Origin of the sequence: Paenibacillus sp. FSL H7-0756 (assembly GCF_038006765.1) — a bacterium.
In the GTDB taxonomy this organism is placed as follows: domain Bacteria; phylum Bacillota; class Bacilli; order Paenibacillales; family Paenibacillaceae; genus Paenibacillus_AQ.
Genome location: NZ_JBBOVT010000001.1, coordinates 3,411,713 through 3,426,882, shown reverse-complemented (window position 1 = coordinate 3,426,882; position 15,170 = coordinate 3,411,713). Strand labels below are relative to the sequence as shown.

The window sequence follows — 15,170 nt, the reverse complement described above, 5'->3', positions numbered from 1 at the left end:
TCACATGTTACACCATATGAGGGAATGCCCTGATCTATGACTTGTCCTTAGCTCTTGACCACCTTGCCGTAGGTCCCGCCGCCTCCCGAGGAGAGGACGAGCTGCCCGCTGCGGGCCAGCACGATCAGCCCCGCCAGCTCTGCCCCCGCTACAGCGGCAAGCTCGGCTTCCGCAGCACGGTGCAGAATGTTCATCTCTGTGCCAAAAGCCTCCAGCAGCAGATTCAGCTTACGCTTGCCGAGGCCGGGAATGAACTCCAGCGGCACCTGGTAGTGGTACGGAGGCCGGTAATCCGGGACCTGCGGCTGCGAACGGTCGGCAATGTGCAGAATCCGGTCCAATACACCCTGGACCAGCTTCGGACTGCCGCAATACGGGCAGCGTTCTGAGGTGCTGTAGGCTTCGTCAATGATGCTGCCGCAGCCGCCGCAGTAGGTCCGGTGATATTTGCCCAGCCGGGGATTCAGCCCGAAGTTGGCGCTGACCCTGCGTCCTTCCGAGCGCTGGAGCGCAAGCTTCAGCTCCTCGAAGGAGGGCTCCTGCATCTCGATGACATTGTACTCTCGGCCGATTTTGCCGAGGGAATGGGCATCGGAATTGGTCAGGAAGCTGTAACGGTCAAGCTCCGAGATATATCCTGCCATCTCTGAATCCGCACTGAGACCCAGCTCCACGGCTGCGATGCGGTCCAAATCGAATAACTCCGCCATCCGCTCGGCCGCGCAGCCATAGAGCCCCTTGTGAGGCGTGAAAATATGGGCCGGGATCAGCAGCCCGCCCCGCCCGGTAATCTCGTCCTGAAGCACCCTTGAAGGGGCGTACAGGCGCTGTGAGCTGAGACTCACATTACGCATATGGGCGCTCATCCAGGTGCTGAAATCCTCCATCGTTCCAAGGTCCGGCATGAAGGCCAGGACATGGCACTCCCGCCGCCCGGGCTCACGGATCTCAATCTCGGTTCCCAGCAGGATCGTTGTCCCCCGGTACGCAATTCCGCCGCCTGCGGCTATCGTCATTTCACCGGAATCCAGCGCGGTATGAATATCACGCAGCACGCCCGGTGAGTGGCTGTCGATAATGCCGATCAGGCCAATCCCCTTGCGCTCCGCCGCTTCCCTGGCAATCCCTGCGAAGGTCAGATCACGGCTGCCGCTGATTTTGACCGCCTGGCCCTCCGAAGTCCGTCCGATATGCACATGCAGATCGCAGTAGACGCTGCTGAGCTCCTCCGCTAGTGCCATTGGCCTGTCAGCGTGTAAAGATGCCAGGCATAGACCGCCATCATCGTCTTGGCATCGGCAATACGTCCGTCCGCAATGTACTGGTAGGCTTCCTCCAGCGTCAGCTCGGAGACCTCCAGGAACTCATCCTCATCCAGTGCCATCTCGCCCGGCTGGGCATCCTCGGTCACATAGAGGTGAATGATCTCGTCGGCGAATCCGGGAGAGGTGTAGAACGACTTCAGCAGCTTCAGCCCTCCGCTATGAAATCCGGTCTCCTCCTGAAGCTCACGGCCCGCAGCCGCCAGCGGATCTTCTCCCTGATCCAGCTTCCCTGCCGGAATCTCCACCTCGGTACGGTGCATCGGCTGACGGTACTGCTCTACGACAAGCATTTTACCCTGATTCAGGGCCAGCACGGCTACAGCTCCAGGGTGCTTCACGACCTCGCGGGTTGCGGTGTTGCCGTCAGGAAGCCTTACGGTATCCACCTGAAGCGAAATAATGTGGCCTGCAAAAATCGGCTTCGTTGACAATGTTTCTTCATCCAATGCGGGGTTGCGGTTTATTTCATCTTTTTTCATAGATTTGTGGTCTCCTTTGGCATCGTTATGCATAGGGTGTATTATAGCAAACTTAAGAAGAAAGAAGGAATGCAGGCATGAATAACATCCTTGTCCAAGCAAGCTCATCCGCAGTTACAATGGTAGGTAAACCGGAACAGATTATGGCCGTAATGGCCGGGTGGATGAAGCAATACGGGCGCGATATGCCCCTGGCTTACATCCTGCTGCTCCAGGCAGATTCGCGGATCAAAGCTTCTAAGGCTGGATAATGCCGCTTCGTTCTTCCGGTCAGCGTCTATGATATTCCAGGGTATAAGAAGGAGCTGTCTCCCGGATCATCCCGGAAGCAGCTCCTTTATTGTTATTCATAAGCGGCAGGTGACCGCCTAAGTGGAAACGGCTTTGCCGTCTTTTTAAGGACGGTACCGTTTCAGCGAGAAATAGAAGGATAAGTTATCGTGTGCAACATATAACTTCTTATATTTTTAGCAAAAGCCTTGCCCTGGCCGGGTCCCTGCACAGCCTCTTATCGGCTTAGCCCTTCTGGCTCTCGGCCACAATGGCTACAACCAGACTGGCCACCTTGACGATGTCTGCAGCCTTGATCCGCTCCTTCGTGGTATGGATATCCTCGTAACCAACTGCCAGGTTCACAACCGGAACGTTCAGGCCGTTGAACACATTGGCATCACTGCCGCCGCCGGAAGCGAACAGGCGGGGGGTCAGGCCCTGCGCAGTGACCGCACGGGCCGCCAGTTGAACGACCGGATCACCCGCACCAAAGCTGAATGCCGGATAGATTGTCTCGCTGCGGAATTCACTCTGCGCCCCGTGTTCGCGTGCTGTTGTCTCCAGTGCCTCCCGCATGGAGGCCACCTGAAGGTCAACCTTCTCCTGCACAATACTGCGGGCCTCCGCATCCAGCTGCACATGGTCGCAGACCACATTCGTCGGCCCGCCGCCGGCGAACTTGCCGATATTCGCTGTCGTTTCGTTGTCGATCCGTCCCAGCTTCATGGCCGAAATAGCTTTGCTTGCTACCTGGATGGCGCTGATGCCGTCCTCCGGGTTCACGCCTGCATGGGCGGATTTGCCGAAGATCTGCATCGAGATCCGGGCCACGCCTGGTGCGGCGGTAGCAATAGCTCCCACTTCTCCGTTGGAATCCAGCGCGAAGCCCATATCTGCATCCAGATTCGCCGGGTCCATGGCTCGTGCGCCCATCAGCCCCGACTCTTCGCCTGCCGTGATGACGAACTGAATCTGGCCGTGCGGCAGCTTCTGCTCCTGAATCACCCGGATGGCCTCGAACAGGGCAGCCAGTCCTGCTTTGTCATCCGCCCCAAGAATGGTGCTGCCATCGCTTCGAATCCAGCCGTCTTCCCCAAGGGTTGGCTTGATCTTCTGGCCGGGCACCACGGTATCCATATGGCAGGTGAACAGCAGCTTCGGCGCGCTCACTCCGCTGTCCGCAGGCCAGGTCACGAACAGATTGCCGGCTCCGTGTCCCGTTCTCTCCTGCGAATCGTCTTCCACTGCGCTCAGCCCCAGGCTGCTGAACTTCTCCTTAAGCACATCGGCAATCTGCCGTTCATTCCGGGTCTCACTGTCAATCTGGACAAGCTCCATGAACTCATGGATCAATCGGTCTTCTGATATCATACGGACTTCCCTCTCTTTCTCAGATACGTTACAATGGTTGTACTGCGTTCAATTGTGGGCTCATGCTCATAACTTAAACTAATCTCAAAGGAGTCACTCATGCAACGACAAAAATGGTTTCGCATTATCATCTACATCATGCTGTTCGCTATGATCGCCTCTACGGTGCTGTTCGTCATCGAGCCGTTTTTGGCCGGTTAATCACGCTTAGCACTTAAGTAACAGCGTCCGGGTTCCCCGGGCGCTGTTTGGCTATACGGAAACTGCTCCAGGAAATAAGGCACCAATTCTTCAGCAACCGTCCCGATGTCAAAAGCGCGCCCCGTGCATTCCTCCAGCGAGGTCACTCCATATTCCGCAATACCGCAGGGGATAATGCCGGTGAAGCCGCTTTGCCCGATCCCGGCCGATACGTTGAAGGCGAAGCCATGACTGGTGACAAACCCCCGGCGGAATTTACACTTGTTGAACTTGACGCCGATTGCACAGATTTTCTCATCACCGACCCATACCCCGGTATACCCCTGCTTGCGGGTTCCCGTAATTCCATAGGCCTCCAGGTACGCAATAATCACCGACTCCAGCTTGCGCAGATAACCGTGCAGATCGACCTTGCCGTGCTCGCCCAGCTTCAAAAGCGGGTAACCGACCAGCTGGCCGGGCCCATGATATGTAATATCTCCCCCGCGGTCAATCTCAAACAGCGCAATGCCCTGCTGTCTGAGCTGTTCCCCGCTGAGGAGCAAATGCTCCGGATGATTCTGCGAACCGATGGTGTACGTGGGCGGATGCTGCAAAAGAATCAGTTGCTCGGAAGCGGTGCCCGCGTCAATCGCATGCACCGCTTCCTTTTGCAGCTCCCAGGCCGCCCCGTACTCCATCAGCGGAAGAATGGTAACTGTAAGTTTGCTTAGGTTCAGGTTCTCCATGATCGTAAGTTCCCCTTTGCTTCTCATTCTCCCTGTTCCAGGGGTCCGCAGCCGCCTTACTTAGTAGAGCTTCGTCTCCGGGGTGTAGCCTTCCACATTATCCTTCACGCGCTGCAGGAACCGTCCGCTGATGACTCCGTCCAGAATCCGGTGATCCAGCGACAGGCAGATATTCGCCATCGAACGAACGGCAATCATATCATTGATGACGACAGGCTTTTTGACAATGGATTCAAAAGTGAGAATCGCTGCCTGCGGATAGTTGATGATTGGATAAGACAGAATCGAGCCGAACGAACCGGTGTTGTTCACCGTGAACGTGCCGCCCTGCATATCATCCAGGCGCAGCTTGCCCTCCCGTGTCTTCAGTGCCAGTTCGTCGATCTCGCGGGCCAGCCCGGCGACATTCTTCTGATCGGCTTTTTTGATGACCGGCGTCATAACCGAATCCTCTGTGCCTACGGCCAGCGAGATGTTGATGTCGCGTTTGACGATGATTTTGTCCACGGCCCAGACGGAGTTCATGATCGGGTAATCCTTGATCGCACTAACCACAGCCTTCATCAAAAAAGCGAGATAAGTCAGGTTGATCCCTTCCTTGCGCTTGAACTCATCCTTCAGCTTGTTGCGCAGCACCACCAGATTGGTCACATCGACCTCGATCATCGTCCAGGCATGCGGGATCTCCGAGACGCTCTGGCGCATTCTGGTAGCAATCGTATTACGGATCGGCGTAACGTCGATCAGATACTCCGAGCTGCTGCCCCGTCCGCCTTCAATCTCAATCGTCGGAATCTTCGGCGATTCGCTGAGGTGCAGGCCGGAGTTGCGGACCGGCTGAAGTGCGTCCGGCACAGGCTGGAGCACAGGCTGCTGCGCTGCGGGTACAGCGGCAGCAGGAGCCGTGTCAGGCACGGGCGCTGCGGCAGGGGCTACAGCGGATGCCGGCGGCTGAACGGCGGCCGCACCGCTTGCAAGGAACGTGAGCACATCCTTGCGTGTGATACGTCCGCCCAGGCCGGTGCCCGGCACGGCCGCCAGGTTGATGCCGTGCTCGGCGGCCAGCGACTGCACAGCCGGAGAGTACCGGGCGCGCATTGGAGCTGCGGCGTCATAAGCCGCAGCGGGCACGGGCGGCCGCGCGGCGGCGTGGGCCGCCTGCGGGGCAGTGCCAGATGCCGCAGCCGGGGCAGCGGCAGGGGCTGGGGCGTCACCGGAAGCTGCCGGTGACGGGGCCGCAGCGGCTGGCGCGGCTGAGCCAGCCACAGCGATGCGGGCGATGATCTCGCCGACGCTGACCGTCTGGCCCTCCTCGGCCAGCAGCTCGACCAGCGTGCCGTCTACCGTTGCAGGCAGCTCCGCGTTCACCTTATCCGTAATCAGCTCGCAGATCGGCTCATATTGCTCTATCGAATCGCCCGGCTGCTTCAGCCATTTCCCGATGGTCGCCGATACCAGCGATTCAGCCAGCTGCGGCATAATTACATCCGTCAGCGTTGTATTGTCAGACATAATGTCACTCCTTAAAATTTTGTAAGCGTGGACTCCTCGAATTTGCTTCGTGCAAAACTGTCTTCGGAAGCACGCGCTTAGTTTTGTAAGCGTGGATTTCTTGAATTTGCTTTGCACAAAACTGGATTCTAAATCCAGCCATCAAATCCTGCACTTTATACAACATTCGCTCAAACAAATCTGCCCATAATCAAAAATGTTGCACAAAACGCAGCAATTCTCTTCATTCGGGCGGCTGAGCGGACATAATGTTGCATTTCCTGCAGCATTCTTCCCAGTCAAGCTGTATATTCCATATCCAAGTTGCACATTCTGCAACATTCTTGCCCGGGCCCGGGTCACGGTGTCCCGGAAGGATAAATTATTTAACTTAGTACTGCGCCAGACGCAGCATTTCAGCCTTGACCTTGTCCTTGCTGAGCAGGAAGAATTTCTCCATCGGCGGTGAGATCGGCATCGCCGGAACATCAGGTCCGCACAGGCGGAAGATCGGGGCATCGAGGTCGAACAGACAATGCTCGGCGATGATCGCCGCCACTTCAGCGCCGATGCCTCCGGTTTTGTTGTCCTCATGGACAATCAGCACCTTGCCGGTCTGCCGGACAGCAGCAATAATCGCCTCGTGGTCCAGCGGCTGGAGGGTACGCAGATCCAGGATATGTGCGGTGACGCCATGCTCCTTCTCCAGCTCCTCCGCTGCCTGCATCGCAAAATGCAGCGGCAGGCTATACCCGATCACCGTAATATCGCTGCCTTCACGCAGCAGATTCGCTTCACCAATCGGCACGGTGTAGTCGCCTTCGGGCACATCGCCCTTGATCAGCTTGTAGCATTTCTTGTTCTCGAAGAACAGCACCGGATCTGGATCACGGACAGCCGCCTTGAGCAGTCCCTTCGCATCTGCAGCCGAATAAGGGGCCACAATCTTAAGTCCCGGCGTGCCGAAGAAGATCGACTCCGGGCACTGCGAATGGTACAGCCCGCCGAAGATGCCGCCGCCGATCGGCGCACGGATGACGACCGGACAGTTCCAGTCATTATTGGAACGGTAGCGGATTTTGGCTGCTTCGCTGATAATCTGGTTCGTTGCGGGCAGCATGAAATCCGAGTACTGCATCTCTGCAATCGGCTTCATGCCGTACATCGCGGCACCGATGGCCACACCTGCAATGGCAGATTCCGCAAGCGGTGTGTCCAGCACCCGTTCTGCGCCGAACTGCTCCTGCAAGCCTTTGGTCGTTGTGAAGACGCCGCCCTTCACGCCGACATCCTCACCCAGCACGAACACTGACTCATCGCGCTCCATCTCTTCCTTCATCGCCAGCCGGATTGCATCGATATATTCCATCATCGCCATAGCTTAAGCGCCCCCCTTCAGGCCGGATTCATCGTAGACATGCAGCAGCGTATCTTCCGGTTTCGGGAACGGCGCATTCTCCGCGTAGGTTATAGCTTCTTTCAGTTCAAGATTATATTCGGCAGCCAGATCACGCTCCTGCTCGTCACTCCATAGACCGAGTCCGGTAAGATAGGTGCGGAACGCGGCGATGCCGTCTTTTTTCCAGTTCTCATCGACTTCCTCCTGCGTCCGGTAAGCCAGATCGTTATCCGAGGTGGAGTGCGGCGACAGGCGGTACATCATTGCTTCAATCAGGGTCGGGCCTTCTCCGGCCAGCGCCCGTTCGCGGGCTTCCTTCACCACGCGGTACACCTCCAGCGGATCATTGCCGTCCACCCGGATGCCGGGGAAACCGTAGCCAAGCGCACGGTCGCTGACCTTGCCGCCAAGCTGCTTGTGGGCAGGAATCGAGATCGCATACTGATTGTTCTGGCAAAAAATAATCATAGGCAGCTTATTCACACCGGCAAAGTTACACGCTTCATGGAAATCCCCCTGGTTGCTGGAGCCTTCCCCGAAGGTGACGAAGGAGACGAACTTCTTCTTCTGCATCTTCGCCGCCAGCGCGAAGCCTGCTGCATGCGGAACCTGGGTCGTGACCGGGCTGGAGCCCGTTACAATCCGCAGGCGCTTGCTGCCGAAGTGGCCTGGCATCTGCCGGCCGCCGCTGTTCGGATCTTCCGCCTTGGCGAACACGGACAGCATCAGCTCGCGCGTGGTCATTCCAACAGAGAGGACAAATGCATAATCCCGGTAATACGGAAGGAAATAGTCGTTCTCCCGGTCCAGTGCAAATGCCGCCGCAACCTGTGCCGCCTCCTGCCCGATGCCGGATACATGGAAATTGATCTTGCCCGCACGCTGTAACAACAGACTGCGTTCATCATATTTTCGTCCGAGCTGCATGAATCTGTACATATCGATAACCTGGCCGTCTGTGAGTCCAAGCTGCTTATGTCTGTTAACGGTGTCTACAGTACCTTGGGATTCCATATAAGAGGTACCTCCTTGAAAGTATTGCCGGCGCCAGCTTCCAGCCCCCGCTATCTCTAACCGGTTCAGGACGCGTCCGCCAGGCGGATTGACCTTAATATTATTATATATGCCCTGATCCTATCACCAGGTACTAAATTCATTATAATCGTTTTCCCGGCAAAAAGAAAAGCCAAAATCCCTCCGCCATGCAGAAGCACTGGAAACGAACAAATATAGCCGGTATGGAGCGATATTGGCGCAGTACGCGCCTTCCGCTCCCTCCGGCCTTCTTGTTAAGCTCTCTATCGCACGCTAGAATCCGATTGCTCTTCCATCTACCGCCAGCATCGCCTCGCCCAGAACCTCCGACAGTGTCGGATGGGCATGTACAGCCTCCCCGACCTCCCAAGGTGTGGCATCCAGGATCTGTGCCAGCGCCGCTTCACCGATCAGATCGGTCACATGCGGGCCGATCATCTGCACGCCGAGAATATCCCCGTTCTTCGCGTCCGCTACTACCTTCACGAAGCCGTCCTTCATGCCATAGACAATGGCTTTGCCGATCGCGGAGAACGGGAACTTCCCGGTCACCGTCTCACGGCCGAGCTGCTTCGCTTCCTGCTCCGTGTAGCCGACACTTGCCACTTCCGGCCGTGTATAGACACAGCGCGGAACCAGATGGGCTTCATACGGATGGAGCGCTTCACCGGCCAGATGGTTGACGGCACGGATGCCCTCATGACTGGCAGCATGAGCCAGCTGCAGTCCGCCGATACAATCGCCAATCGCATAGATATGCGGTTCACCCGTCTGCATATTGGCATTTACCGCAATGACACCTGTGTCGAAGCGGATATCTGTATTTTCAAGCCCGAGATTCTCAATATTCGCTACGCGTCCCACGGATACGAGCAGCTTGTCAGCCGACAGGCTCTGGCTCTGCTCCCCCTTGCGGGCTTCAATCGTAATTCCTGTCTCTGACACCGTGCAGGTCTCGGCATCCACCGTTGTTCCGGTGAGCACCCGGACTCCGCGTTTCTTCAGCAGGCGCAGCAGCTCGCGGGCCACCTCTTCGTCCTCCTGCGGCAAAAGCTGTCCGGCTGTCTCGACAACAGTCACCTGTACACCAAAATCAGCCAGCATCGATGCCCATTCCACACCGATCACTCCTCCGCCTACGATAATGATCGATTCCGGCAGCTCCGTAAGCGTCAGCGCTTCCTCACTGCTCAGAATTACCTTGCCGTCGGGCACAAGGCCCGGCAGAACGCGCGGGCGCGAGCCGGTAGCGATAATGAGATTCGTAGAGACCACGGTCTCCATCTCGCCATTCTCCAGCTCCACAGCCACTGCGCCGCTTCGGGGAGAGAAGATCGAAGGACCGATGATCCGGCCTTTGCCCTTCAGTACCTGAATCTTGTGCTTGCGCATCAGATACTGCACCCCTTGATGAAGCTGCTCCACTACTGCTTCCTTGCGCTGCTGTACTTTGGGGAATACCAGCTTAGTGCCCGTAGTCTCTATACCGTAGCTTTCGCTCTCGTTGATTTCAGCCAATACCTCTGCACTGCGCAGCAGTGATTTGCTGGGAATACAGCCGCGGTGCAGGCAGGTTCCGCCCAGCTTGTCCATTTCAATAACGATAACGGATTTGCCCAGCTGCGCAGCGCGGATCGCTGCTACATAACCGCCGGTGCCACCGCCAAGTATCGCTACATCACAGGTCATTGTCATGATATGTATCCTCCAGTCATTCCTCTTGAATTCAGTTCAATCTATTATATTGTACTCTCTTTCGGGAGTAATACAAAACCTACAAACGTCATGTATTCATGGACTTTTGCAGGTTAAAGCGTTATCATATGGGTGAATTCAAACGGCTGCGAAGAGGAGCGACTGTGATGAAACTGCTAATTTCACGCTTCATTGCCATCCTTATTCTGGTAATCCCCGGCCTCCTGGCCATGACGGGCTTCCTGATGATGAAAGATGATCTGTTCAATTATTTCGCCATGCATGGCGATGAGACTGCTATTCCCAAATTTGCGTGGCTGCATTTCGGCGGCGGACTGCTCTTATTCCTGGCGGGCATGACCTTCCTCGGCGGCTGGATTCTAACCCGAGACCGCAAAAAGAACTACGTAGGCCCCCGCTTCCGGGAGAAGCAGCAAACGCAGCAGCCCCCGTCCACCGAAGCCCGCTCCTAATCCTACAACTGAAACAGGGGATGTCTCAAGCCATGAACGAACCGGCTGCTGAAGCATCCCCTGTTGGTTATTGATCACCCGCTATGAGTTACCTGCTGGACACGCCCGCTCTCTCACTCAGCGCTCATTCACTCTCCAGCCGCTTCCTTGCTCCCCCGCACCAGCTCGCTGTAGAGGCCGCCCTGCTGAAGCAGCTCCTCGTGCGAGCCCTGCTGAAGCAGGCGTCCGCCCTCAAGCACCAGGATGCGGTCGGCCGCACGGATCGTGCCCAGCCGGTGAGCGATGACGAAGCTGGTCCTCCCGCGCATCAGCGCCTGGAGCCCTTCCTGAATCTTAATCTCAGTCACCGTATCGATGCTGCTTGTCGCCTCATCCAGCACCAGCATGGACGGATTCGCCAAAATTGCCCGGGCAATAGCCAAGAGTTGCTTCTGTCCCTGGCTGATGCCGCTGCCGTCCACAGACAGCATCCGGTCGTACCCATCTTGAAGTCTCATGATGAAGGCATGGGCATTGGCCAGCTTCGCGGCCTCCTCCACCTCTTCATCGGTTGCACCCAGCCGGCCGTAGCGGATATTATCGCGGATTGTGCCTTTGAACAGGAAGGAGTCCTGGAGGACGAAGGCCATATGGCTGCGCAGACTCTCGCGGGTGACCGTTGACAGCTCCCGCCCGTCCAGCGTAATACTGCCACGACTTGGGTCGTAGAAGCGGGACAGCAGGCCGATTAGCGTTGTTTTGCCGGCACCGGTAGGTCCAACCAGCGCAATCATCTCTCCGGGCTTCGCCTCGAACGTAATTCCCTGGAGCGTATCGGCGCCACCTTCATAAGAGAAGGACACATCCGTGAACTTTACGGCTCCCTCCACATGTTCCAGCTTCACCGCCTCGCCTTCATCCCGGGCCTCCGTCTCCTCATCCAACACCTCGAAAACGCGCTCCGCACCGGCGATAGCTGATAGCAAGGTATTCCACTGGTTCGCGAGATCATTCAGCGGCCGGGTGAACTGGCGGGCATATTCGGCAAAAGCAATAATAATCCCCACTGTCACCAGCCCGCGGATCGCCAGCAGCCCCCCGACTCCGGCCACGATGGCAAAGCTCAGATTGTTCAGACCATTCATCAGCTTGGGAATGAAGCCCGAAATCGATTGCGCCCAATACCCCGACAGCATAATCCGTCTATTACGCTCTCTGAAGCCGGTAATTACCCGCTCCTCCTGCGAGAAGGCTTTGATAATCCGCTGCCCGGACAAGGTCTCTTCAATGAACCCGTTCAGCTCCCCCATGTTCCGCTGCCGCTCCTTGAAGAGCGGGCCGGTACGCCGGGTAATCCAGCGCATGCCCAGCATCATCAGCGGCACCACAATGAAGGTTAGCAGCGTCAAGAGCGGACTGAGCCATAGCATTACGCCAACCGTTCCCACCAGCGTCAGGATACTGGAAAAAATCTGAATCGCCGAGCTGTTCAGCGTCGAGCTGATATTCTCGATATCATTGGTCAGACGGCTCATAATCTCTCCCTGCTGCCTGCGGTTGAAGAAGGAGATCGGCAGGCGGTGCAGGTGTGAGAACAGATCCGTCCGCATCCGGTAGACCGTCTCCTGGGCCACTTCGATCATCCAGACATTTTGCAGCCAGGAGACCAGGGAATTCAGCAGGTAGACGAGCGCCAGCACCAGCAGGAAGAGGCCCCACGTTCTTCCGCCCTCCCCGCCCAGATAGTCGTCCACTGCCCGGCTGATCAGGTAGGGTCCAAGGAGCGACAAAGCTGAGCTTAGTAGAACCATGAACAGCACCAGTAGCAGCTTTGTCCGGCGTTCAGCGAGATAAGTCCATATACGTCCTAATGTGCCAGACCAGTTCTTGGCCTTCGCCTTCGGCTTCCGGCTGCCCATCGCCCCGAAGACCTTGGCTTCGCCGTGGCCTACTTCCAGCTTCGGATAGCGGAACGGCTCAATGAGTGCTTTGAACATGCTGCCCCTCCCCTGTCTGCGATTGATAGATTTTGCGGTACAGCGCGGACTCATCCATTAGTTCGGAATGGGTCCCCTGCGCAATGAGCCGGCCTTCGTCCAGCAGCAGAATTAGATCCGCCGAAGCAGTGGAGCTAATTTTCTGTGTGATCAGGAAGGTCGTGCAGGACAACTTCTTCAGCTCTGCCAGCAAAAGCCCCTCCGTCACCGCATCAAGCGCACTGGTGCTGTCATCCAGAATCAGGATCGCCGGTCTGCGCACCAGCGCCCGTGCAATGCTCAGACGCTGCTTCTGCCCGCCCGACAGATTAACTCCGCGTTGCCCAAGGGCAGTATCGTAGCCCTGCGGCAGCCCGGCAACTGTGTCATGAATCTGCGCTGCCGCTGCTGCCTGCTCAATCTCTGCGTGACTCGCCGCTGCATTTCCCCAGGCTATATTCTCCCGGATCGAGCCGGTGAATAGCAGCACCTCCTGAGGTACATAGCCAATCGAGCCCCGTAAGGTCTGCATATCCATCTCCGTATGCTTCTGTCCGTCCACCAGGATGCTCCCGCTGCCGCATTCATACAGCCTGGGAATCAGCGTTACCAGAGAGGATTTGCCTGAGCCGGTCGCGCCCATAATCGCCACGCGTTCCCCCGGCTGCACCGTGAAGGAGATATCGTCAAGCACCTTAATATCACTGCCGGGATAGCTGAAGCTGACCCGCTGGAATTCAACCTTGCCTTGAACAGCTGACGCAAGACCTTCTCCAGAAGTCATACCCAGCTCGCCCGGGCCATCGCTTGCCGCCATCACTTCAGTGACCCGTCCCGAAGACGCCCGTGCGCGGGAGAAGCTGACCATAATCCAGGATAGCGCTGATAGCGCTCCCATCGTCCGCAGCGAGTAGTTAATGACAGCAACCGTCTGCCCCAGCGTCGCATCCCCTGCAGAGATCTCAATCCGCCCGAACCACAGCACAGCCAGAATCCCGGCATTGACGATGATCATTATGAACGGGGTTGAGGTCTCAGTAAGCCGCAGCGCAGCAATAGTCGATCTCATCAGCTCTCCGCTGAATGTTGCGAACCGTCCAATCTCATGGCCCATCCGCACAAATACACGGATCAGCCGGATTCCGGTCAAATTCTCCTGAATCACACCATTCACGCCGTCAAGCCGGCTCTGCACATTGCGGAACAGCTCGGACGCTCTGCGCATCAGCCAGATCATGAAAATCACCAAAAACGGTAGCGTCACGGTCAGCAGCAGCCCCAGCTTGATATGTACAACAAGCGCCATAATCACGCTTCCGATCACAACCAGCGGAATACGGGTCATGAACCGCAGCCCCATGAATATCGTATCCTGAATTTGTGTTACATCCCCGGTAAGGCGGGTGATCAGGGACGAGGTAGGGAAGCGGCTAAAAATATCGTAAGAGAACGACTGTACCTTTTCATACAGTTTGTCACGCAGGTCGAATGCGAACCCCTGACTGACATGCGACGCAAAAAAGGAGCTGAGTATTCCCGCCAGAAACGCCACAGCGGCACTCCCTACCAGCACCCCGCCCCACAGCCAGACGACAGCCGTGTCCTGTTGCCGGATACCGTCATCAATGATTTTGGAGATCAGCAGCGGCTGCGACAGCTCCACGGCCAGCTCAATCAGCATCATGACCAGCGCGGCAATGGCGGCGACCCGGTATTTTTTAAGAAAAGTCAACATTAGCTTCATCGAAGATACCCCATTTGCTTATTCGTAGAGCGCATCCCGCAGGCGGGTAGACATGGCAGAGCCTTGTCCCGACTTCAAAATGACCCGGCGCAGTGCCTTGTTGCTGCGGTTAAGCTCGGTGAGCTCGGCCAGCATGTCTTCCAGTAAATTCTCCGTACCCGGGATAAGCTCCCCCTTCTCCCGCAGCGCATTAATCCGTTCCTTATATTGCTCCAATTTCTCTGTCACCTGACTAACTTCCCTTCTGTTCACTATATTCTCCTGCTGAAGACACAATTGCGTTCATTATAGCACATCCCGGGCGGAAGCAATGTTTGCACTGGCTACTCCGGCCCCGAGTATGATACTCTAGAAAGGTCGATTTTTGGGTCGTGTTGCAGATTAGCTCAACAGTGAAAGGATAGATGGACGTGGCACAATTATTTTTCAGGTATGGAGCTATGAACAGCGGCAAATCCATTGAGATTCTCAAGGTTGCACATAATTATGAAGAGCAGGGCAAGTCGGTGCTCCTCTTCACACCTTCCATTGATAACCGGGATGAAGTGGGATACATCTCCTCCCGGATCGGACTGCGCAAGCAGGCCATTCCTATCGACGAGCAGACCGATATCTACAGCATTGTCAGCAGCAGTCTGCCGAAGCCGCACTGTGTACTGATAGACGAGTGCCAGTTCCTGAGCAAGGACTGCATCCTGCAGCTGGTGCGTATTGTGGATGAGCTGGACATTCCGGTGATGGCCTTCGGCCTCAAAAATGATTTCCAGAACAATCTGTTCGAAGGCAGCAAATATATGCTGATCTACGCCGACAAGATCGAAGAAATGAAGACCATCTGCTGGTTCTGCGCACGGAAAGCCACCATGGCGCTGCGGGTCGAGAACGGCAAGCCGGTATACAGCGGCAAACAGATACAGATCGGCGGCAATGAAGCCTATTACCCGGTCTGCCGTAAATGCCACAAGAATCCTCCATTGTAAAATACCCTAAAACAGAACATT

At 56.4% G+C, this 15,170-nt stretch carries 15 protein-coding genes; 4 read left to right on the top strand and 11 right to left on the bottom strand.

Features of this window, described 5'->3' with window-relative positions; all coding sequences use genetic code 11:
- Positions 1-47: 47 nt before the first annotated feature.
- Positions 48-1,241, bottom strand: a complete 1,194-nt coding sequence (locus NST04_RS14945) for an endonuclease Q family protein (protein WP_341184880.1) — start codon at positions 1,239-1,241, stop codon at positions 48-50.
- A complete protein-coding gene (locus NST04_RS14940) occupies positions 1,232-1,804 on the bottom strand; it encodes an NUDIX domain-containing protein (protein ID WP_209871107.1) in 573 nt (190 codons plus the stop codon). Before NST04_RS14940 ends, NST04_RS14945 begins: the two co-directional genes overlap by 10 nt.
- A gap of 77 nt (positions 1,805-1,881) precedes the next feature.
- Here NST04_RS14940 and NST04_RS14935 point away from each other — a divergent pair, with 77 nt between their 5' ends.
- Positions 1,882-2,055 (top strand): hypothetical protein, encoded by a 174-nt coding sequence (locus tag NST04_RS14935; RefSeq protein WP_209871109.1) that lies wholly within the window; start codon positions 1,882-1,884, stop codon positions 2,053-2,055.
- A gap of 265 nt (positions 2,056-2,320) precedes the next feature.
- Here NST04_RS14935 and NST04_RS14930 read toward each other — a convergent pair whose 3' ends face one another.
- Positions 2,321-3,448 (bottom strand): M20/M25/M40 family metallo-hydrolase, encoded by a 1,128-nt coding sequence (locus NST04_RS14930; protein WP_341184879.1) that lies wholly within the window; start codon positions 3,446-3,448, stop codon positions 2,321-2,323.
- 99 nt (positions 3,449-3,547) lie between these two features.
- On the opposite strand from NST04_RS14930, the gene prli42 reads away from it, so the two are divergent.
- Positions 3,548-3,649, top strand: coding sequence for a stressosome-associated protein Prli42 (prli42, locus tag NST04_RS14925; protein WP_143803916.1), 102 nt, complete (start codon positions 3,548-3,550; stop codon positions 3,647-3,649).
- Here the strand turns inward: prli42 and lipB are convergent.
- From lipB to lpdA, 5 genes are all read right to left on the bottom strand, one after another.
- A complete protein-coding gene (gene lipB / locus NST04_RS14920) occupies positions 3,646-4,404 on the bottom strand; it encodes a lipoyl(octanoyl) transferase LipB (protein WP_445667895.1) in 759 nt (252 codons plus the stop codon). The two genes, prli42 and lipB, sit on opposite strands and share 4 nt — an antisense overlap.
- A 33-nt stretch (positions 4,405-4,437) precedes the next feature.
- The gene (locus tag NST04_RS14915) at positions 4,438-5,889 is read right to left on the bottom strand and encodes a dihydrolipoamide acetyltransferase family protein (protein ID WP_341184878.1); all 1,452 of its coding nucleotides are present in this window, start codon (positions 5,887-5,889) and stop codon (positions 4,438-4,440) included.
- Positions 5,890-6,259: 370 nt separating this feature from the next.
- Positions 6,260-7,246, bottom strand: coding sequence for an alpha-ketoacid dehydrogenase subunit beta (locus tag NST04_RS14910; protein ID WP_341184877.1), 987 nt, complete (start codon positions 7,244-7,246; stop codon positions 6,260-6,262).
- Between the two features lie 3 nt (positions 7,247-7,249).
- Positions 7,250-8,281, bottom strand: a complete 1,032-nt coding sequence (locus NST04_RS14905; protein ID WP_036731999.1) for a thiamine pyrophosphate-dependent dehydrogenase E1 component subunit alpha — start codon at positions 8,279-8,281, stop codon at positions 7,250-7,252.
- A gap of 294 nt (positions 8,282-8,575) precedes the next feature.
- Positions 8,576-9,997, bottom strand: coding sequence for a dihydrolipoyl dehydrogenase (gene lpdA, locus NST04_RS14900; protein ID WP_341184876.1), 1,422 nt, complete (start codon positions 9,995-9,997; stop codon positions 8,576-8,578).
- Between the two features lie 167 nt (positions 9,998-10,164).
- Between lpdA and NST04_RS14895 the strand changes: the two genes are divergently transcribed.
- Positions 10,165-10,470 (top strand): DUF2627 domain-containing protein, encoded by a 306-nt coding sequence (locus tag NST04_RS14895; protein WP_341184875.1) that lies wholly within the window; start codon positions 10,165-10,167, stop codon positions 10,468-10,470.
- A 128-nt stretch (positions 10,471-10,598) separates the two neighbouring features.
- On the opposite strand, the gene NST04_RS14890 is transcribed toward NST04_RS14895, so the two are convergent.
- The 3 genes from NST04_RS14890 to NST04_RS14880 are packed head-to-tail and all read right to left on the bottom strand — an operon-like array spanning position 10,599 to position 14,397.
- On the bottom strand, positions 10,599-12,446 hold the full coding sequence (locus NST04_RS14890) for an ABC transporter ATP-binding protein (protein ID WP_341184874.1): 1,848 nt from the start codon (positions 12,444-12,446) through the stop codon (positions 10,599-10,601).
- Positions 12,427-14,169 carry an ABC transporter ATP-binding protein gene (locus tag NST04_RS14885; RefSeq protein ID WP_341184873.1) on the bottom strand — a complete coding sequence of 581 codons (1,743 nt, stop codon included), beginning with the start codon at positions 14,167-14,169 and terminating at the stop codon, positions 12,427-12,429. The genes NST04_RS14890 and NST04_RS14885 overlap by 20 nt, the downstream gene beginning before the upstream one ends.
- 18 nt (positions 14,170-14,187) lie before the next feature.
- On the bottom strand, positions 14,188-14,397 hold the full coding sequence (locus NST04_RS14880; RefSeq protein ID WP_340752771.1) for a hypothetical protein: 210 nt from the start codon (positions 14,395-14,397) through the stop codon (positions 14,188-14,190).
- A gap of 182 nt (positions 14,398-14,579) precedes the next feature.
- Between NST04_RS14880 and NST04_RS14875 the strand changes: the two genes are divergently transcribed.
- The gene (locus tag NST04_RS14875; RefSeq protein ID WP_036731981.1) at positions 14,580-15,149 is read left to right on the top strand and encodes a thymidine kinase; all 570 of its coding nucleotides are present in this window, start codon (positions 14,580-14,582) and stop codon (positions 15,147-15,149) included.
- Positions 15,150-15,170 lie beyond the last annotated feature (21 nt).